A 21,052-nucleotide genomic window follows, 5' to 3' on the forward strand; every position below is an offset into this window, starting at 1 on the left:
CTAACGTATGGAATCTACTTTTCACATCCCTACCGCTGCGGAAATGTTGGCAAAAGGCGAATCTCCGGATTTATTGTTCTGGGTTGGCTGTGCGGGCAGTTTCGATGAGCGGGCACAGCGTATAACAAAAGATATATGCAAAATCCTTCATCACGTCGGTATGAAATACGCGATCCTTGGAACAGAAGAAAGCTGTACGGGTGATCCAGCAAAACGAGCGGGGAACGAATTCTTGTTTCAGATGCAGGCAATGATGAATATTCAAGTATTACAAGGCTACGCAATACGGAAAATTGTCACAGCTTGTCCTCATTGTTTCAATACCTTAAAAAATGAATACCCCAATTTGGGAGGGAATTTTGACGTTATACACCATACGCAATTGATTCAATCGTTGATCGACGAAGGAAAGCTTAGACCTGCCGATGGACACGTTTTTAAAGGGAAACGTATAACCTATCATGACCCGTGCTATCTAGCACGAGCCAACGAGGTGTATGAAGCACCACGAAGGGCACTGGAAATACTGGACTCTGACCTTGTTGAATTGAAACGGTGCCGGAGTAATGGTCTTTGTTGCGGCGCTGGAGGAGCGCAAATGTTTAAGGAACCCGAGTCCGGAGAAAAAGACATTAATGTAGAACGAATAGAAGAAGTGATCGCTTCAGAGGCCAGTATCGTAGCTGCGGCATGTCCTTTTTGCATGACAATGCTCCGCGACGGCGTAAAGGTAAAAGAAAAAGAACAACAAATACAGGTGTTGGATATCGCTGAAATTACGGTTATGGCAAGTAACCTTTAACTACTAACAAAAAAAGAGCACTTATTAATGTAAGTGCTCTTTGTGTACCCAGGAGCAGATTCGAACTGCCACGCCCTTGCGAGCGCCACCCCCTCAAGATGGTGCGTCTACCAATTTCGCCACCTGGGTAATTGCGATAGCAAAAGTAATGCTTTTTTACGCTATTTGAAAAGGAAATTTAGTTTTTGCAAAATTATTTCTGTAAGTTATTGTCTATCAAAGTCTGAATAATCCCATCCACTAACCCAACCCGCGGTGCAACAATATTTTTAAGATGTCCTACCTTCATGATGGTCAAAAAAATATCAGCAGCGGGTATAATTACATCTGCACGATCCTGCTTTAAACCCAATACATGAATTCGATCCTTTAACGAATATGAGTTTAGATACTGGTAAATAGCCTTTAACTTAGCATAAGACATCGGCTTGTCCATTTTCTCATTTGCGATACGTGAAAGCTTATTTATATTTCCGCCTGTACCTATACCGTATATATTTTTATAGATTTTAGTATGTTCTCTTACCCACCGTTTCATTTCCTCCCAGGTTTCTGGATGATCTTGGTTATCTAATATACGAATCGTACCTAGGTTAAAAGATTTGGAAGCAATCAACTGTGCATTCGCAAACAACGATATCTCTGTACTTCCTCCACCGACATCGATATATAAATACACCTTACTTTTATCCATATTATCCTGCAAATGGCTGTTATAGATAATCTTTGCTTCTTTCGACCCGTCAATAATTTGGATGTTAATCCCTACTTTTTGACAAGCTTTAACAATTTCTGCACCGTTGTCGGCGTCGCGCATAGCAGATGTGGCACAAGCCATATATTCCGAAACCCTATATACATCCATCAGGTTTTTAAACGCTTGCATTGTCTTCACCATATTCTCAAACTTCGGTTTCGAGATGTGGTGATGAATAAAAGCGTCGTCTCCCAACCTAAGCGGTACCCGAATTAAAGCTTCCTTTTTGAATTGTATGGGATTACTATCCTGATTGACTTCCGCAATTAACAGCCTGACTGCGTTGGATCCTATATCTATAGCGCCGTATCTCACAAATGAGTGTATTTGAATTACTTGATTAAAAATAAATTTTACAATAATAACAAATCAAATATTAATATAATGTTAAGTTATCTCAATATTCCAAAAAAAAAAGAGATGCGATCGGCATCTCTTTTTGAATAAAATTCCTAATCTTCTAGTGGTGTGCGTGCGCATCTGCTTTACCACCAGCCAATGTGTAGATTTCTTCTATTTTCTCAATATGGGCATGTGCAAATTCTCGTAAGGCTTTATTTGTATTGCGGCTTAGTCTGTCAAATTGATCTTTTATTACCGCGGTTTCGTGTTGAACATGATGAATATAAGAATCATCAGAGTAAGCCGCGCTATATGCATGAGCTTCTACAACAGTCGAGTCGGCAACCGCTGCGCGCTGCTCTGCGGGAGCTACAAACTTCTCAGCACCTAAAATAGGAAAATCTACTTGGCCGGCCGTCGCTAAACTATCCAACGCTGGAATCAATGTCTTATAAACTTCCGTTACCTTAGCTGCTAACTGTTTAGCTTGCGAAGATCCCGCTACTGTTTCTGCATACGCTGCATAATCAGCTTCGTAAACAACTTTCGCACCTACAAGCTTGAAAAAGTGATATGCATCCCCATCTACCAAACTCGTGTGGGTATACTTCAACTGGTTTTCTTTCGCCGTGTTTGGGCTACAAGAAGCCAATAACGCACTCGCACACACGCCTGCAATAAATAAAGTATTTAGTTTCATTTCTTTTCTATTTATGCTACAAAAATAAAAAAAATATCCATTTACCCGTTAAAATAAACAACTTACTGGATCTATGCTAAATTACGTCCTGCATTGACGACGCCGTAAATAGTTCGTGCAATCAATTTTCTGTAAATTGCTTCCTTATCCTCAGAGAGTTTCTTATTAAGCAACGTACGAATGGCATAGTGTTGAATCGTTAGAAGGGGCAATACGATCTTCTCCCGGGCTAAGATGGACGCACGTTCTATTGGATAGTCTTCCATCAGCATGGATGAATTACTCAATTTCAGGATATATTTTTTCGTTAATTCATACTCGTCACGAAGCATCATCCAAAACTCTCCAAATGTGGCATCGTACTGCATATAAGAGGTGATGTCAAAATTGGATTTCGTCATTGACATCATGCAATTATCGATAATGGTCTTGAACATACCGGAACTTTCGTACAGATTTTTAACATAGGACCAAAGATTGTTTTCTTCGGCCCACTGTAATGATGTTCCCACCCCGTAGAACCCCGGAATATTTTGTTTTAATTGACTCCAAGATGTTACGAAGCTAATCGCACGCAAATCTTCAAGGCGTAATTCTTTTCCGGAATTACGTTTTACAGGCCTACTGCTAATATTTACATCAGAAAGTTGCTTCAGCGGGCTCAATGTCTCCAAATATTTCAAAAACAATGGATGTTTTCGTAGCGCTAAAAACTTTCTGTGGCTCTCATGAGCCATTTGATCAATCACCTCTTTTTGCTTAGCCGTCAATGTATCTCCTTCCCGTTGCTGTATCTCCGAAATGATTCCGGCCTGCAATAATTGCTCTATATTATATTGCGCAGTTTCTGGCGAACCATATTGGCTGCTGATCGTCTGCCCCTGAATTGTCAATTGTATATGCTCATTTGCAATTTCTTTACCCATTGATGCATAAAAACGTTGTGTTTTCCCTCCGCCTCGAGCAGGCGGACCTCCACGTCCGTCAAAAAACACCAAATCCACATCATATTCCCGTGCTATTGCCGTAAGCTCAATTTTAGCTTTATATATAGACCAATTGGCCATCAAATATCCTCCGTCTTTGGTGCTGTCCGAAAAACCTAGCATGATGGTTTGTTTATTTCCTCTACGTTTGATATGCGCGGCATAGGTTTTGTGCGAATAAAGCGTGCGCATAACATCGGCCGCACGAGATAGATCGTCCACCGTTTCGAAAAGAGGAACAAAGTCTATGGTCAAACCATCCTGTTTCCAACCACTCCAGAGAAACAACTGCATAAGGCCTAAAATATCCGATGCTTGTTGGCAGTTACTGATGATGAAGCGCTGAGCAGCACGTTCACTACCGGATCTTTGAATATCTTTCAACAAATCGATGACTTGTAATGTGTCTATGACCAACTTATCAGCATCTTCATCATATCCCAGTGCATATTCTGTAAACGGAATCTGCTTTTCTTTTTCTTCTTCTGAATGTTGGATTTGTACGAGATTAAGGTTCGTTTCCGGATGACGTTCTACAAGATAGTTGAACGTTTGTCGCAGAATACTACTGTCTTGCCGGATATCAAGCGTCGTAAAATAACATCCAAATGTGGTAACTTTACGAATAAGATCTTCAACTAACTCAACAAACAAACCATCATGTTGGTTATTAAGCACATCCTTTACGGCATTTAAATTTTCCAAAATAATGGCGGTATCGTCTGTGGGATTATCTTTCGGATTAAAACTATTTTCATAGAACAAGTCTTGCAACAAATCCAGGTTTTTCTCCGTTCCCCGGAACGTTATCCTTCGCTTAACGATCCTGAAATCACGATAATAACACCGAAATAAAATAGTACGCAACATATTAGCCACTTTCTTCGTGCTTTCGGCAGTCACATTCGGATTACCGTCTCGATCACCACCCGGCCAAAATCCCAATTCAATCAGCTGTTTTACTTCTTCGATCGGCACTTCCATTTCCTGATCTATTTTCGATTGAATCCCAGAAGCTACCTTATAAAATACATTTTCTAAAAACCAGGCTAAACTAGCTGCTTCATCTACTGGTGTTGGCTTTTGCTTATTAATAAAAGGAGTCTTGCCAAGCTGTTGCAACAAAAGTTGAATATTGGACACATCGTTACGCTTGAGCGCATCGATCAAATCGTTTATTATTGCCAATACCGGCCCGGGATAAAATTGAGTAGGATGAGCAGTTAACACCAAACGTACAGAAAAATCCCGCAACTTATTAACTATTTTCTTCTTCAATTCGGGATTATCATTGGCACGCTGGAATAGCCCTTGAAGTATACCAGACTCGTCCGTGTGTCCAACAGTTTGAAAAGCAGAATCTTCTACCGCATCAAACAATACGACCTGTCGTTCGATATACTGAACAATTCGAAATAGAAAATCAATGCGATCCTCCTCCTGAACGTACTGCTCATACTGTCCAAAAAAACTTTCGATAATATCTTCTGGGGCTAAATGTTCGTCAACCCCCTTCTCACAGTGCGTAGAAAAGAAAGGAAGAATGGTTCCCGTATGTTTTACACGCTGGAAAGGAAGTGTTAGAAACAAACTTTTGTACAAATCAAAGCGTGTTAATACTTCATTGTGAAAGACGGATTGTTTTTGACTTATCTTCATGTTTAAAATTAAGGAATAACATAGATTCGAACCATCAAATTTTCGAACCGCCCTAAATTATTCAATAATTACAATAAAAACAACTTTTTTATACAAAGCATACATTAAATTGAGCTCAATTTTATCAAAAATTCAAAATAAATCGTAAAACTTTCAACTCACCTTTAGAGCGCATTTTCGCCGTGCTAAATAACAGGCGTATATACCACCAAGCAATGTCATCCCACTAACCCGCATTTACTAACTTGGACCCTCCTATAAAGCATTTCTTTTTATATATTTAACACGAACTGAACGTCAAGCTGCATGGAGAGAGCAAAGGAAATAAGCAATTTTTTTTATGGACAATATTTTTCCGAAGGTCTAAAAATAACTTTGGGCTGTATTGTACCGGTGATAGTATGTGCTTACTTTGGATATTTAAGTGTGGGAACACTAGTATCCCTGGGAGCGTTGCTCGTCGGTCTCTCGGATACCCCAGGGGCTCCATCTCATAGACGGCTGGGCATGTTATCTACGGCTCTTCTGTGCATGCTCACCTATATTATTATCGTTCATGTCAACTATTCAGTTCCTTTAACGACCATCGTTGTTGCGACCCTAAGTTTTGTCTTCGCCATGTTCGCTATATTCAATGCACGAGCGGCAACTGTGGGATCTATGTGTACACTTATGATGCTCTTTAATGTACATCACGAATTGGTAGATACGGAAAAATGGTTATACCTTCTGTATATCGCAATTGGAGGCTCTTGGTACATGATTATAAGTATGTCCATTATTCAAATACGCCCCTACCGGATCGCACAGCAAGAATTATCTGAATCGATACGACATGTAGCAGATTATATTCGATTGAAAGCTAATTTTTATGATCCAAAAATCGATATTGACGCCAACTACCTCAAGTTAATCGATAAACAAATCGAGGTGCATAAACACCAAGAGATGGTTCGTGACATTCTCTTTCAAAGTAAGCGCTCTATAAAAGACACGACGAAGATTGGCCGATTTCTGACATTAATCTTTTCGGATATCGTTGACCTTTTCGAGCAAAGCATGACCACACAATATGATTATTATGCGATCAAATCAAGCTATGCGCAATATGGTGTATTAATGCCTTTCAAACACGTGTTACTTAAATTAACGGCAGAAATGGACAACATGGCCTACGCTATCAACGCGAACAAAATGCCAAAGCCGATTTATAAGTTCGATCACGACATTGAGCGACTTCGCGCTGCCGTTGAAAAGATCGACAAACAACAAATCAATACGATCCCCTTAAAAAAAATTATCATCAACATTCGTGGGATTATAAAATATTTAGAGAACATATATGCGTATAGTTCGTCAAAATTATCAGACATTCCGAGAGAAGAAATAGATTCGGCATCGCAGTTTATCACACGCGATCAGATCGACTGGAAAAAGTTCAGAAGCAATTTAAGCCTTGAGTCGTCTGTATTTCGACATGCTTTGCGTATGTCCATTGTGCTCGCCGGGACCTATCTTACCCTTAGCCTCATGAACTTCAATCCCAACGGAATCTATTGGACATTATTGACGATCATGGTCATTTTAAAGCCAGGTTTTGGTCTCACAAAAGAACGCAATGTACAACGGTTGATAGGAACAATCATAGGGGGAGTTGTCGGTGCATTAATCGTTTTCACCATTCACGATGCTTCCATACGGTTCGTGTTATTAATCTTCTTTTTCCTAACCGCATATAGCTTTTTCCGTGTAAACTATATTGTCGCGGTTATGTTTATGACTCCCTATGTATTAATTATGCTCAGTTTCCATGGTATGAATACCTTGGAAATGGCAAAGGAACGCATGTTGGACACATTCTTAGGTGGAATGATTGCGTTCTTGTCTAGCTATGTGATTTTTCCAAACTGGGAAAGCACACAATTCAAAGATAATATGCGTTCGCTCTTGATCGCTAACTATAATTATGTTGCCCAAGCCATACAAATTCTATCAGGTAAACAATTAACAATCACTGCTTACAAACTAGCAAGAAAAGAGGTGTATATTACTTCGGCCAATATGGGCTCCACGTTCCAACGTATGTTGACAGAACCAAAATGGAGACAAAAGTATACCAAGGAAGTAAATAGATTCGTCATACTAAGCCATATACAGTCTTCTTTTTCAGCCAACTTATTAACGCAGGTCAATCAAGCGGACAAAGATGTGTTCGACAAGGAACACGTTAAGCTCTTGAAACGCATGCTTTCCGAGCTTGAAAAAGCTATCGCTCTACTCCCTTTATCCCAAAACACAACTGCGGACTTCAAAGCGCATGAGGATTTTCCCGAATTACATGATATATTGGATAGAGGTGAAGAAAGCAAATTAATTACAGAACAATTACAGTTTTTGGTTAAAATTTCGGGAGATTTACACCGTGTCACGCAAGAGTTAACCAACCGTGTACACGAATTTGAAACGTTGGAAAAGTAGGAATATTAAATGAATAACGTATTTGACGTATTAATAATCGGAGCTGGGCCTATCGGTCTAGCGTCAGGCATTGAAGCGCAAAAAGCAGGACTGTCCCATATCATTCTAGAAAAAGGTTGCCTCGTCAATTCGCTTTTTAATTACCCGATCAATATGACATTTTTCTCTTCGTCAGAACGATTAGAGATCGGTGATACTCCCTTTGTCACGTCCCTTCCGAAACCGAAACGCGCAGAAGCTTTAGAGTACTATCGCCGTATAAACAACAAGTTCAAACTTAATACTCACTTGTTTGAGGAAGTTATTGATGTCCGTAAAGAAAACGCCGTATTCCGGGCAACGTCAACCAAACATTCGTACTTTGCCAAGTCAATTATTGTCGCGACCGGATTCTATGATGTCCCCTTGTTATTAAATATCCCCGGAGAGGAGTTGCCAAAGGTTGTTCACTATTACGACGACCCTCACTACTATGCCAACCAACGTGTATTAGTTGTTGGCGCGAGCAATTCTTCTGTAGATGCTGCGTTGGAAACATATCGAAAGGGCGCTCACGTGACCATGGTAGTCCGGGGACCAGAAATAAGCCCACGCGTTAAATACTGGGTAAAGCCAGACATAGAAAACAGGATTGCTTCCGGGGAAATTGATGTATTCTATAATAGCACCGTCGAAAAAATTGAAGATAGCCAAGTCGTTATTAAGTCTCCCGACGGCCTTCGAACTGTTCCAAACGACTTTGTTCTTGCATTGACAGGCTACCAGCCCAATTTCGAATTCTTGAAACAACTCGGTATTACCGTTCCCGATATTGCTCCACGAATACCAATACACAATCCCGATACAATGGAAACCAATGTCGAAAACCTATATCTTGCAGGAGTTGTCTGTGGGGGATTAAATACGCACCTATGGTTTATCGAGAATTCAAGAATTCACGCCGAGCTTATTATCGCAGACATACAAACGAAAAGACTTCATTAAGCACGCAGGCCACGTAAGAAAATTCGAACCATTTTCTTTTGCTTAGACAGAATTAATTCAAATTCATCCGGTGTAGGAAAAAGACAATCATTACAATCTTTACTCAAAATACCGGTACGCATTCCCATCAAGGAAAATAATAACAGTTCTGCGGTTTCATCCAACTCATCGACTTGGATCTCGCCATTTTTCACACCAATATCCAATATCCTACTGAATTGATCACGTACTCGATCAAAAAAAGGCCCCAAACTTCTTCCCATTTCGCCGGGATTCTGCATAAAAAGAGAAGAAGAATATTCAAACAAGTTATAATTTTCACGCATAATTTCCATACGGCTTTCTATAGCATACAGTATCGCTTTCTCAACACTCGAAGCTTTGCTGACATACTGGTCGACTTTGCTAATCATTTCATTGATAACATATTCCAAAACTGCCGTATATAGGCTATGTTTATCAGGAAAGTAATAATAAAGCAAGGCCTTAGAAAATGACAGGTCTTTCGCTATTTCTGCCATTGTTGTTTTTGCCATTCCAAAATGGGCAAAACGACGTTTTGCAACTTCCAAAATCTTTGCTCGTTTTATATCTACATTTTTAGACATGATTTTTTATTCCTTAAATAATAGGCATTATAGTATATTTACCGCAATATTATAAAGTTAATTCTTTTTTTGAATTTTTAAAAGAATTGGTCAATAGAAAAATGACGGAGAAAATACAGCAGGACGTTTCCTTACGATCTTTCAACACCTTTGGCATTGATGTATCCTGTCAGGAATTCATCGAAATTGCAGACGAGAATCAAATTTCCGCATTGTATGAAGATGGAAAATTTTTCCAGCAATTCTTTATCCTTGGGGGGGGTAGCAATGTTTTATTTACGCAAGACTACCCGGGGTTAATTGTACACATGAACAATAAAGGGATTACCCATTTTATTGATGGAAATTTCATATATGTTACGGCTAAAGCGGGAGAGGTATGGAATGACTTCGTATGGTACTGTATCGAACGAGGATTTCCAGGAGTGGAAAATATGGCGTTAATCCCAGGCACTGTCGGCGCCTCTCCCATACAAAATATTGGTGCTTATGGAACAGAGCTCATGGACATTTTTTATTCATGCCAAGCATTCGATACTCTAACTGGCATATTTACTACTTTTCGTAACCCAGACTGTAAATTCACGTATCGTGACAGTATTTTTAAATCGATCCATAAGGGGCGTTATATTATTACATCTGTAACATATAAACTGCATCTACATCAACAAGTGAATACATCTTATGGCGCCATCAACGAAGAGCTGAGACGTAAAGGTATTGTTTCCCCTACAATAAAGGACGTCGCTGAAGCTGTTTCGCACATTCGAGTAGAAAAACTTCCCGATCCGTCTGTAATAGGCAACGCTGGAAGTTTCTTTAAAAATCCAATAATCTTTACCGGACAATTCGAAAAACTACAAACGGATTACCCAGGTGTCGTATCATATCCCGTAGATACTAACTCCGTTAAGATTGCAGCAGGATGGCTAATCGAAGCTTGCGGGTGGAAGGGAAAAATCGAAGGAAATGTAGCTGTGTGGAAAAGCCAAGCATTAGTCATAACTAATCTAGGCGAAGCAACAGGTTCAGAAATATATACTGTATCGTCCAAAATAATAAACGATGTTTACAACAAATTTGGCATTACTTTAGAAAGAGAAGTGAATATCCTATAAAAAGTTTTCCACACTTGTGAATTTAGCATGTCAGCTAAAAAACACTATTCCTATCTTACTGACATATAACGGGTTGTTACCCTTGTCTTCGGCTGTGTTTAACAGACTATTAACCATAGTTTCATTTAGACTTAACCCAAAACAAAAAGTTTAGCACGCCATTTGTACGTTTTGTATTGTAACCGTATTTCATTCAAAATGAACTACACAAAAACATCGCAAAGACTTCGTCAAAGCCTTGTATTGTAAACTTTTAATCCAATCTAGTATGAACAAATTAGAATTCAACACGTTAGTAATCCAACAAGCTGATTCATTGAAAACGTACGCGAGAAATTTCACTAGAGATCAGGATGACGCAAATGATTTAGTACAGGATACACTTTTGAAAGCGGTAACGTATTTTAAAAATTTTAAAGACGGCACCAACCTCAAAGGATGGCTTTACACGATTATGAAGAACACCTTTATTAACAATTATCGACGAGTCGTAAAGACAAATTCCTTTATAACAAAAGAAGAAGAAATAACAAGCGCCAATTTGGTAGTATCTGCAACAAGCAACGTCGGTGAAAACAAATTTGTGATGGAGGATATCAACCAAGCATTATCTAGCTTATCTGAAGACTATTATGTGCCTTTTACGATGTATTTTGAGGGATATAAGTACCACGAAATATCTGAATATCTAAACATACCTATTGGAACTGTCAAGACGCGCATACATGTTGCGAGAAAAGCGATGAAGAAAACGTTAAATGCCTATAAATTCGGCTATTAAAAGTATATTTGAGAGTGGACAACATCAGACATCTTCCCTCTTACTCGAAATCGCAGTTAGCCTTAAGAAATGGACAAGATAAGCCGGAAATATGGGTTGCTTTTCGAGGGTTAATCTACGACGTCACTGAAAGCCGCTTATGGAAAAAAGGAACACACTACGAACATTGGGCTGGACAGGATTTAACAAGCGAACTAGCTGAAGCTCCGCATAATGAGCAGGTGTTCCTCCGCTTTAACGTTGTGGGAAAACTAATTGAGATTAGCCTTACTCGCTAATCTCAAATTTGGCCAGTGCAATAAATTGCTGTATCCGTCCCTTAATTTCGTCCAGAGATAGATGTTGCAATTGTTCCGTACCAAATTTTTCGACACAATAAGAAGCTAGCGCCGATCCGTAAATGATTGCATTTTTCATGTTGGTAAAGTTAATTGACTTAACCTTTGCCAAATATCCAATAAAACCGCCAGCAAAAGCGTCTCCCGCACCTGTAGGATCAAAGACGTCTGCCAGCGGTAATGCCGGCGCTGAAAATATTTGATCCTCTCCAAACAGCAATGCACCATGCTCTCCTTTCTTAATAATCAAATATTTTGGTCCCATTTTCAGTATAACTTGCGCAGCTTTTACTAATGAGTATTCTCCAGACAATTGACGGGCTTCTGCATCATTGATAGTTAATACGTCTACTCGTTTAAGAACAGCTTTCAAGTCGTCTAAAGCGACATCCATCCAAAAGTTCATCGTATCTAGCACAACCAATTTTGGTTTGGTTTGCAGTCGGTTCAAGGTATCCAATTGCACTTGTGGAGTTAAATTTCCGAGCAAAAGATATTCGCAGTCCTGATACGACGCAGGAATTTTTGGATCAAAATCCGCCAATACATTTAACTCAGTAACCAACGTGTCGCGACTGTTCATGTCGTTGTGGTATTTTCCTGACCAAAAAAACGACTTACCTCCAGAAATTACCTCTACACCTTCCACGTCTATACCATGAGATTGGAGAATATTTAGATTATCATCTCCAAAATCCTCTCCTATCACACTAATAAGTTTTACGCGGTCGTACAAATAGGAAGCAGCCAACCCGGCAAATGTAGCAGCTCCTCCTACGATTTTGTCCGTCTTGCCAAAAGGTGTTTCGATAGCATCGAAAGCAACAGTACCAACTATTACTAAACTCATATTGTTAATTTATACAAAAAAAAACCGGCTTATTAGCCGGTCAAATAGTTGCTCCTGAAGCTGGGCTCGAACCAGCGACCCTCTGATTAACAGTCAGATGCTCTAACCTGCTGAGCTATTCAGGAATCGCGACTTTATCAAAAGAATGACCCTTTTTCTAAAGTGATACAAAGATAGAACTTCTGACAGAATTATCAAAAAAAAAGTAAAAAACAATCGCAATGATTAGGTTTTGCACATTTTACCATGTTCTTCCCGAAGCCAAAACAAACTATCGGGCGGCCCCACCAAAATGGTTAAGCTTTATACACGCAAAAAAATCCCACTCAATTGAGTGGGATTTGCTCCTGAAGCTGGGCTCGAACCAGCGACCCTCTGATTAACAGTCAGATGCTCTAACCTGCTGAGCTATTCAGGAGTATTCTGAGACGTTATGTCCGTTTCCGTGATGCAAGTATCGGAAGTTTTGATGAGGTCTGCAAATAATTTCGTCAACAAAAACACAACTCGCTCACGTCCAACGTATTTTTTTTAAAGAAGCACCCCGCTTAAAACTAGGGTAGAAATAGTAAAATATATTATCAAGCCTGTGACATCTACTAGCGTGGAAACAAAAGGCGCGGATGAGCTGGCGGGGTCTGCCCCCAATTTGCGGAGCAAGAAGGGCAGCATAGCACCAACAAGGGATCCCCATAGCACTACGCCAACTAATGAGAACGCAATCGCAAGTCCATACAAAGCCCAGGCATCACCATATCCACCCGTAAATGCTTGATCGACCGAAATACGACAGAACCCTAAGGTCCCCAGAATAAGACCGAGGAACAGACCGGAAAGTATTTCCCGACGCATAACCAACCACCAATCCCTTAGCGTGACCTCCCCCATAGCCATCGCTTGAATAATTAACGTCGATGCCTGAGATCCGCTATTACCACCGCTCGACATAATAACTGGCATGAGTAGTACTAAGATTGTCGTCAACTTATCTTCGTAATGCTTGAGGACAATAACCGTCAATAGCTGCCCGAGAAAAAGCACAATCAACCAGCCCCCTCGTTTCTTTACTAAATGAAAGATCGAAACGTCCAAATACGGTTCATCTAGTGCCTCCGTCCCTCCTATTCGCTGCATATCCTCTGTATACTCTTCGTTGGCGACCCAAAGGATATCATCTATCGTAACGATACCCAACATGATCCCCTGCTCATCGACAACAGGTAAAGCAACCCGATTATTCATCCGGAAAATATTTACGGCATCTTCTTGGGGATCGTTTGCATGAAGCGAAATCAACCTATTATCAATCAAAGCCTCAACCCTCGTTTCGGGGTCAGAAATCAGGATATCGCGTATCCGAATATCATCCATCAGACGCCCTTCCCCGTCAATCACATACAACACATCGATCGTTTCGGATGCATTTCCATATCGTCTGATATGATCTAGAATCCGCGTAATATTCCAGTGTGGTTTTACGGTTATATAATCCGGTGTCATCAAACGACCAACGCTATCTTCTGGGTATCCCAGTAACGACAAAGCTTCCTTACGTTCTTCTGGAGAAAGCATGATGATCAGATGTTTTACAACATCACCTTTTAATTCACTAAAAAATGAAGTACGATCATCAGGAGGCATCTCATTAATAAGTTCTCTAACTTTTCCTGCTGATAGTTTTTTAAAGATCCTTTCTTGGGTCGGAAAGTCTAAAATACTAAAAACATGGACCGCTCGATTTATATTTAACGTTTCTATAAAAAGCGCAGCATGTTCAGGAAGCTCATCAATAAGTTCTTCCACATCGGAAATGTTCTGCTCATTCAGAAAATCCTGAAGCTCGGAGATTTCGCCAGACTCTATCCATTTCTCCACGAGCTCCACCCGCATTTCTAATTCTTCCATAGCGCTTTTTATTTTAATCCTACATCGGTACTTTGTTGTTTGCAGCAAAAGTCGACTTTTTAGTTGGAAATAACTAATACTTTTTTAGTACTTCGCCACTAGTAAAAATAAACAAAACCGTTCGTGAACTGTTTGATACGCCACATAAAAATCATGTCATAATGACATGCCAACAAAAAAAATTCAGATGTACTTGTGCCGGACTTTTCTTCAAAATTTTTCAGCCGAACTTTTTATGAATGTAAAACAGGCAATACCACTTTCGTATCCATGATTGATTAACGCTAGCAGAAGACCGAGCGGTTATGTTGGCAATAGGTTAGTAACATATGTCATAGAAAAGCGATTAGCTCAACACACCTAAAAAATCACCTTTTTTTAAGTATCTTGCAATTGAGGATGACGGGCGTTGCCCAAGTTTAAAACCTGACCTACCAAAAGACATAAAACAAGCAACAAAGCTAAAAAACAAAATAAATACACAAGCAATATATTAAATTTAATATACTAATAATCAGAACTTAAAAACAATTATATAAATAATAACTAAGCATCTAATACAAGCAAATAACTAACAATATTAGCAAACTCGCGAACTAAAAAATAATATGACTCATAAAATATTGTATATCAAGACATTAATTGCATTAATATTATATTTTAATTTAAACATCGCATTGAGCCAAATTGTAGATAACGAACAAGCTTCATCGTCAATAAGATGGAAACAAATAGAAACAGAATTTTATCGGGTTATTTATCCCTCTACATTCGAAAATTCGGCCAAACGGCTTGTGACGCAATTACCAAGTATCCGTGAAAAAAGCAGTAACAGTCTTTCTATTTCCCCTAAGAAAATCACGTTAATCCTTCAGGGAAATCATCTTAGTCAGAATGGCTACGTACAACTCGCTCCACGCAAATCCGAGTTCTATCCCATCCCGTCCTCCGTCGCAGACAATCAAGAATGGCTTCCCAATCTAGCACTGCACGAACTACGTCATGTTGCGCAATTTGACAAATTGACAGGCCGAATAAAAGCACCATTTTTTGAACAACTAGCCCTAGCTCTATATGCCTTAAATCTGCCAGCTTGGTATTTCGAAGGCGATGCGGTTCAAATCGAAACAGTGCATAGCGCCGGCGGACGAGGACGGCTTCCGTCTTGGGAAATGCCCGTCCGCGCGAATTTACTGAGCGGAAAATCATACAGCTTCAACAAGTATGTACTGGGCTCTTTTAAAGACAACGTCCCGTCGCACTATACCATTGGTTTTCTGATGAACACTTATATGACGAACCATTATGGGATAGAAAGTCATGAAAAAATTATGGAAGAAATGCGGACAAAACTACTTAGACCATTTAATTTCCAGCGAGCCGTAAAGCAAGTCATAGGAATGAGACCGTCTGCTTTATTTAAAGAAACCATGTCAGAATTGAGTGCGAAATGGGTTCAAGAACAGAATAATTATTCCAACCACATAGATATAAAAACACCGAAAAGCCAATATCCAGCCGACTTTTTATTACCCCAAGAAGGTCCAAATCAAACAATTTTCTGCATCAGGTCTTCCCCTACTTCCGTCAATAAAATAATAAGATTAGATAGCATGGGTTCAGCAACGCCAGTTGCTAAAACCGGACTTCAACTTGCTCCATATTTTCATCTACGTGGAGATGAAATCGTGTGGGATGAATTTAGGAAAGACGCCCGGTTTGGGAAGCAGACTTACAATGTGATCAATGTATATAACTTAACCACGAAACGCGTCCGGACGTTGACAAAAAATACGCGCTACTATTCTCCTGTTTTACATCCTACCCGCAACGAAATTGCCGTCGTTGAAGTAACCAAGACCGGTGAAACAAAATTACGCATATTGAACGCAAAAACGGGATTCATATTGGATAGTATTCCGATCCCCGAACATACACACATACAACAGCCTAAATTTAATGCTTCTGGCGACAAAATAATCGCAATCGCCGTTTCTCCACGAGGGACAAACCTCGTCGAATTCGATCTACCTACAAAGACGCATGCCATACGTTTAACATGGAGCAATCAACAGATAGAACGTCCAATGTATTACGGCAACACAATTCTCTTCAAAGCTCATTTCGATGGAATCGATAATATTTACCAAGTATCGAACGAAGGCGAAATAACTCAAATTACTTCTGCTGAATTCGGAGCTTTTAATCCATCGTTAGCAGTAGGTGATTCGATCTTGTTCAACACCTATCGATATAATGGATATAAATTAGCCAAACAAGCAATACGAACTTTTGATCCTAAATCGGCTGCTTCACGTAATTGGTATATACAGCCTACACTAGATGCTATGGATACAACGGATATTTCTACCCCTCTTTCGGACACGAGTGAAATGATCGTTTCTCGGTATAACGCTACCGCACATATGATTAACTTCCACAGTCTCTCCATCAGCAGCACAAATTTCGAAAGCTTCGACAACTACATCCCCGGTATATTTTGGCTATCGAATGATGTTTTAAACACGACGCAATTAAAATTAGGTTACGAATTCGATCCGGACATTGCAAAAAGCATTTATTCCGCAGAAGTGTCCTATCGAAAATATCTCCCTATCTTTACCGCTCGGTATGCAAATCGCGGGCTAGTCGGAAATGCAGTTAGCAGCACGAAACCCGACGAAGTTGTCATGTTTGATTATCGCGATCACCTCGCCACGTTTGACGTCTCGATCCCTCTATCTATTTACCGACGAAATATTGTTTACAGTTATGGTTTAAATGCCGGAACGTCGTACAACCGACGGTATAATCTGAGTGTGCAGCTCAAAAACTTCCATGAAGCCATCGCTTTCCCGTTAAACTACCAAATTTATTTCAATAGAAACAGTATGCGGAGCAAAATGGACCTCGCACCGCGTTGGGGACAAAACTTTAGCGTCACGTTTAGGCATCTTCCGTTTGAGCGAACAATAAATGGGCAGCTATTTTCTATACGGACGAATTTCTATTTCCCCGGTCTATGGAGAAACCACAGTCTACAGATTCGATTTGCAGCACAGAAAGGGAATGGAAGGTATAATGGAGTATATGATATCCCCTTAGTTTCCGGATGGGGACATTTTAAATCGCCAATCGTACACAATACAGCCATGGCCACTTATCGGTTTCCATTGTTTTATCCGGACTGGAGCATAGGTTCCATAGCTTATATTAAACGATTTCAGGCTCTATTATTTTCGGATTTCCAAAACGTTTGGAATGATACAGCACCAAAAAGCCTCGGCATAGGTCTCTCGACCGACTTCCATGTCTTCCGCTATGTACTGCCAGACATTAATGTTGCCGCTAAATTGACGTATATAAACGATCGTTCATCGACACAAACAATTGTGCCCACCTTTGGTTTAAGCTATTCGTATTAAATTCGTATTAACAAGAAAGCCCTGACTCACCAGGGCTTTCTTTATAAAAATTATAACTAGTCGTTTAAAGCTTGTACACCTGGAAGTACTTTTCCCTCCATATACTCTAACAGTGCTCCTCCGCCAGTACTCACGTAGCTGACATGTTCTGTCATACCGAATTTTGATACGGCCGCCGCTGAATCTCCGCCCCCGATCAGAGAAAAAGCACCTCTTTCTGTTGCTGCAACAACAGCGTCTGCAACGGCCTTTGTACCCTTTGCGAAAGTGTCGAATTCGAAAACGCCCATGGGCCCGTTCCAAAGCAATGTGTTTGATGCTCCAATCACTTCTGCAAAATGGGAAGAAGATACCGGCCCAATATCCAATCCTTCTTTGTCGGCAGGGATCTCGTTGTTTGGACCATCGTAAGTATTAGCATCGTTAGAAAAATTGTCAGCGATTTGCGCATCCGTTGGAAGAACCAGATTAACTCCCTTATCATCCGCTTTCTTCATTAATTCATTAGCCAAATCAAGTTTATCCAATTCCACTAACGACTTTCCAATCTCACCACCCTGTGCCTTGACGAACGTGTAAGCCATACCGCCGCCGATGATTAAATTGTCTACTTTATCTAAAAGTGCTTCAATCAATTCTATTTTATCAGAAACTTTGGCTCCCCCCATAATAGCCGTAAAAGGCCTATCTGGGTTGTTCAGTACCTTCACAGCATTATTGATCTCTGCAGCCATTAAATATCCAGCATACTTGTTGGCAGGAAAGAACCGCGCGATAACTGCCGTAGAAGCATGCGCACGGTGCGCTGTTCCAAAAGCATCGTTTACATAAACATCGCCAAGCTTTGCCAACTTTTCGGCAAAAGCAACATCTCCTTTTTCCTCTTCTTTGTGAAAACGAAGGTTTTCCAATAGGAGTACCTCTCCAGCTCGCAAACCGTTACTTTTTTCTACCGCTTCTGCCCCGATGCAATCTGATGCGAACTGAACATTCACGCCCAGTACAGACGAAACATGCTCAACGATATGCTTTAGCGAATATTTATCCGTAGGGCCTTCTTTCGGCCGTCCTAAATGTGACATGAGAACAACGGCCCCACCATCCGTTAAGATCTTTTTTATAGTAGGCGCAGCGCCCTGTATGCGATTATCATCCGTTATATTGAAGTTCTCATCCAAAGGCACGTTAAAGTCTACGCGAACCACTGCTTTCCTACCCGAGAAATTCAAATCATCAATTGTTTTCATATATACTTTTAAATTTAAGTTGACCGACTACCATTCAGCTTATAAATATAAAAAAAAGAGTGGAATTTTCGTCGAAGGCACTGAAAAAGTCTTCTTGCAAAATGAGAACACAAAAAAGGCGGAAAGCACATACTATCTCCTTTGAGAATCGATTATTTGATTATCTGTAAATAAAGCTTACAATAGACAAAGGAAAAAGGGGGTATGAATAAAAATTCATACCCCCTTTTTTAATGGATAGCTTTCAGTGGCCTCATTTTGTCCTAGGTCGTTCTTATCTGATTTCTACCGTATACGGTAATCGAGCCTGGACGCCGGATACCCTAGCGACTGTACGAAGCTGGTCTATATATTGTCTATACTCCGCCAGTTCATCCTCCAGCACCCATGCTTTTATTTTTTCCTTGGACGATCCTAATAAACTGGAAAACGGGTCTTTAATCGTCGGATAGTTTACAATTCTATATTCGGTCAAGTTCGCTTTCCTAGCCGCAGCAGCCACTGCACGTTGTAACCCACCGACGCCATCGATTAACCCTAATTCAAGAGCTTGTTTGCCCGTCCAAACCCTTCCCTGTCCGATACTATCCACGTTCTGCATGGACATTTGGCGACCTTCGGCAACCTTGCCCATGAAAGTTTGATACACCCTATTCACCTCAACCTGAATAATCGCCCGCTCTTCTTCCGATAGCGGACGATCGGGAGAACTCATTAAATCGGCAAATTTTCCTGTTTGGACTTCATCGATGTGAATGCCCAACTTTGTATTGAGCAAATCTTGGAAATTAGGTATCAACCCAAAAACGCCTATCGAACCGGTTAGCGTTTCTTGCTCTGCAAATATTGAATCGGCTAATGCAGAAATATAATACCCTCCCGATGCGGCGTAGTCCCCCATCGATACCACGATAGGTTTTGCTTTTTTTGTCAACGCTACTTCACGTGCTATAACATCAGATGCCAGCGCAGATCCTCCGGGAGAATTGACGCGAAGCACAACTGCTTTGACACGATCATCACGACGGAGTTTCCGTAACTCCCTTGAAATCCGGTCTCCCCCCACATTTTCATCTGTTCCCTCGCCATCTACTATATCACCCACCGCATATAAGACAGCTATGCGTGCCCCTGCAGTCTTCGTTTGTCCATTACCTGTATAATCTAATAAAGATATGGAAGACAGCTCTTTCTTTTCCGCTACACCTAATTGTTTTTTAAGCATAGTTAGCAATTCATCTTTATAGAGTTTTCCATCAACAAATTTAAATCGCAGTGCGTCGTCTGCATTGCGTATTCGATAGGCGTCAGCTATCTGATGCAATGAGTCAATGGAAATCTTTCGACTTGCAGATATATCAGTCAACAAAGCGCGATACATACTTTGTAAATAAGAATTCATTTGTTCTCGATTGGCAGAGCTCATTTCATTGAGCAAAAACGGCTCTACTGCCGATTTGTAAGTACCTACTTTAACCACTTGCATCTCCACACCTAATTTATCCAAAGCTTCTTTCAAAAAGGTAACCGAAGCGGACAGCCCTTTAAACTCCAAAGAGCCTTCCGGATTTATGTATATCTTATCCGCGACAGAAGCAATATAAAATGCCTTTTGCGTGTACATATCACTGTAAGATACAACGAACTTACCGGATTTCTTGAAGTCCAACAAAGCTTCGCGAATTTGCTTTAAACTAGCCATCCCTGTATTTACATAGGTCGGATTTAAGTAAATCCCCTTTATGCGATCATCCTCCTTGGCTGCGGCAATGCGTGATAGAATATCATTCAGGCCTAAGGATTTCATCTCTCCATACCCTGGAACATGTAGACCATCTAACGGGCTAGTACTCGTACGCTCTGGAATCATGTGGTTCAATGAAATGTATAGAACGGAATTCGCCGAGACTAAATTTTCAGAACTGGACCCAAGTTGGTTGATAGCACTGCTAACAATACCGATAAGCACGATAAATAAAATGACGACAACAATACCGATACCGGTTACGGTTGCTAAAACATATTTAAAAAAAGACTTCATATGATGCTATTTTAGAAGCCTAATTTAAATG

At 40.3% G+C, this 21,052-nt stretch carries 15 protein-coding genes and 3 tRNA genes; 7 read left to right on the forward strand and 11 right to left on the reverse strand.

Features of this window, described 5'->3' with window-relative positions; translation table 11 throughout:
* Positions 1–7 precede the first annotated feature (7 nt).
* Positions 8–802, forward strand: a complete 795-nt coding sequence (locus ACFSR5_RS09565; protein ID WP_380903081.1) for a (Fe-S)-binding protein — start codon at positions 8–10, stop codon at positions 800–802.
* 45 nt (positions 803–847) lie between these two features.
* On the opposite strand, the gene ACFSR5_RS09570 is transcribed toward ACFSR5_RS09565, so the two are convergent.
* The 4 genes from ACFSR5_RS09570 to ACFSR5_RS09585 form a co-directional block, all read right to left on the reverse strand.
* Positions 848–931, reverse strand: a tRNA-Leu gene (locus tag ACFSR5_RS09570).
* A 64-nt stretch (positions 932–995) separates the two neighbouring features.
* The gene (locus ACFSR5_RS09575; RefSeq protein ID WP_380903083.1) at positions 996–1,874 is read right to left on the reverse strand and encodes a Ppx/GppA phosphatase family protein; all 879 of its coding nucleotides are present in this window, start codon (positions 1,872–1,874) and stop codon (positions 996–998) included.
* A gap of 145 nt (positions 1,875–2,019) precedes the next feature.
* Complete coding sequence (locus tag ACFSR5_RS09580; RefSeq protein ID WP_380903085.1) at positions 2,020–2,601, reverse strand: hypothetical protein; 582 nt, start codon at positions 2,599–2,601, stop codon at positions 2,020–2,022.
* 71 nt (positions 2,602–2,672) lie between these two features.
* The gene (locus tag ACFSR5_RS09585; protein ID WP_380903087.1) at positions 2,673–5,246 is read right to left on the reverse strand and encodes a phosphoenolpyruvate carboxylase; all 2,574 of its coding nucleotides are present in this window, start codon (positions 5,244–5,246) and stop codon (positions 2,673–2,675) included.
* A 306-nt stretch (positions 5,247–5,552) separates the two neighbouring features.
* On the opposite strand from ACFSR5_RS09585, the gene ACFSR5_RS09590 reads away from it, so the two are divergent.
* Both ACFSR5_RS09590 and ACFSR5_RS09595 read left to right on the forward strand, forming a co-directional pair.
* Complete coding sequence (locus tag ACFSR5_RS09590; protein ID WP_380903089.1) at positions 5,553–7,724, forward strand: FUSC family protein; 2,172 nt, start codon at positions 5,553–5,555, stop codon at positions 7,722–7,724.
* 9 nt (positions 7,725–7,733) lie between these two features.
* Complete coding sequence (locus ACFSR5_RS09595; protein ID WP_380903091.1) at positions 7,734–8,708, forward strand: YpdA family putative bacillithiol disulfide reductase; 975 nt, start codon at positions 7,734–7,736, stop codon at positions 8,706–8,708.
* Here ACFSR5_RS09595 and ACFSR5_RS09600 read toward each other — a convergent pair.
* A complete protein-coding gene (locus ACFSR5_RS09600; protein WP_380903093.1) occupies positions 8,705–9,316 on the reverse strand; it encodes a TetR/AcrR family transcriptional regulator in 612 nt (203 codons plus the stop codon). The genes ACFSR5_RS09595 and ACFSR5_RS09600 overlap by 4 nt on opposite strands.
* Before the next feature lie 101 nt (positions 9,317–9,417).
* Between ACFSR5_RS09600 and murB the strand changes: the two genes are divergently transcribed.
* The 3 genes from murB to ACFSR5_RS09615 all read left to right on the forward strand — a co-directional run bounded on the left by murB (position 9,418) and on the right by ACFSR5_RS09615 (position 11,493).
* Positions 9,418–10,434, forward strand: coding sequence for a UDP-N-acetylmuramate dehydrogenase (gene murB, locus ACFSR5_RS09605; protein ID WP_380903095.1), 1,017 nt, complete (start codon positions 9,418–9,420; stop codon positions 10,432–10,434).
* A gap of 268 nt (positions 10,435–10,702) precedes the next feature.
* Positions 10,703–11,215 carry a sigma-70 family RNA polymerase sigma factor gene (locus tag ACFSR5_RS09610; RefSeq protein WP_380903097.1) on the forward strand — a complete coding sequence of 171 codons (513 nt, stop codon included), beginning with the start codon at positions 10,703–10,705 and terminating at the stop codon, positions 11,213–11,215.
* A gap of 14 nt (positions 11,216–11,229) precedes the next feature.
* A complete protein-coding gene (locus ACFSR5_RS09615) occupies positions 11,230–11,493 on the forward strand; it encodes a cytochrome b5 domain-containing protein (RefSeq protein ID WP_380903099.1) in 264 nt (87 codons plus the stop codon).
* On the opposite strand, the gene ACFSR5_RS09620 is transcribed toward ACFSR5_RS09615, so the two are convergent.
* The 4 genes from ACFSR5_RS09620 to mgtE all read right to left on the reverse strand — a co-directional run bounded on the left by ACFSR5_RS09620 (position 11,483) and on the right by mgtE (position 14,308).
* Complete coding sequence (locus tag ACFSR5_RS09620) at positions 11,483–12,403, reverse strand: PfkB family carbohydrate kinase (protein WP_380903101.1); 921 nt, start codon at positions 12,401–12,403, stop codon at positions 11,483–11,485. The genes ACFSR5_RS09615 and ACFSR5_RS09620 overlap by 11 nt on opposite strands.
* Before the next feature lie 51 nt (positions 12,404–12,454).
* A tRNA-Asn gene (locus ACFSR5_RS09625) sits at positions 12,455–12,528 on the reverse strand.
* Positions 12,529–12,747: 219 nt separating this feature from the next.
* Positions 12,748–12,821 (reverse strand) — tRNA-Asn (locus ACFSR5_RS09630).
* 113 nt (positions 12,822–12,934) lie between these two features.
* Positions 12,935–14,308: a magnesium transporter gene (gene mgtE, locus ACFSR5_RS09635; RefSeq protein ID WP_380903103.1), complete on the reverse strand. Its 1,374-nt coding sequence runs from the start codon at positions 14,306–14,308 to the stop codon at positions 12,935–12,937.
* 608 nt (positions 14,309–14,916) lie between these two features.
* Here mgtE and ACFSR5_RS09640 point away from each other — a divergent pair.
* The gene (locus tag ACFSR5_RS09640; protein WP_380903105.1) at positions 14,917–17,733 is read left to right on the forward strand and encodes a hypothetical protein; all 2,817 of its coding nucleotides are present in this window, start codon (positions 14,917–14,919) and stop codon (positions 17,731–17,733) included.
* Between the two features lie 56 nt (positions 17,734–17,789).
* Here the strand turns inward: ACFSR5_RS09640 and ACFSR5_RS09645 are convergent, their stop codons facing one another.
* Positions 17,790–18,980: a phosphoglycerate kinase gene (locus ACFSR5_RS09645; RefSeq protein ID WP_380903107.1), complete on the reverse strand. Its 1,191-nt coding sequence runs from the start codon at positions 18,978–18,980 to the stop codon at positions 17,790–17,792.
* Between the two features lie 274 nt (positions 18,981–19,254).
* Positions 19,255–21,021 (reverse strand): signal peptide peptidase SppA, encoded by a 1,767-nt coding sequence (gene sppA / locus ACFSR5_RS09650; protein ID WP_380903109.1) that lies wholly within the window; start codon positions 21,019–21,021, stop codon positions 19,255–19,257.
* Positions 21,022–21,052: the final 31 nt, after the last annotated feature.

It is taken from the genome of Sphingobacterium suaedae (genome assembly GCF_042684625.1).
Taxonomy (GTDB): Bacteria; Bacteroidota; Bacteroidia; order Sphingobacteriales; family Sphingobacteriaceae; genus Sphingobacterium; species Sphingobacterium suaedae.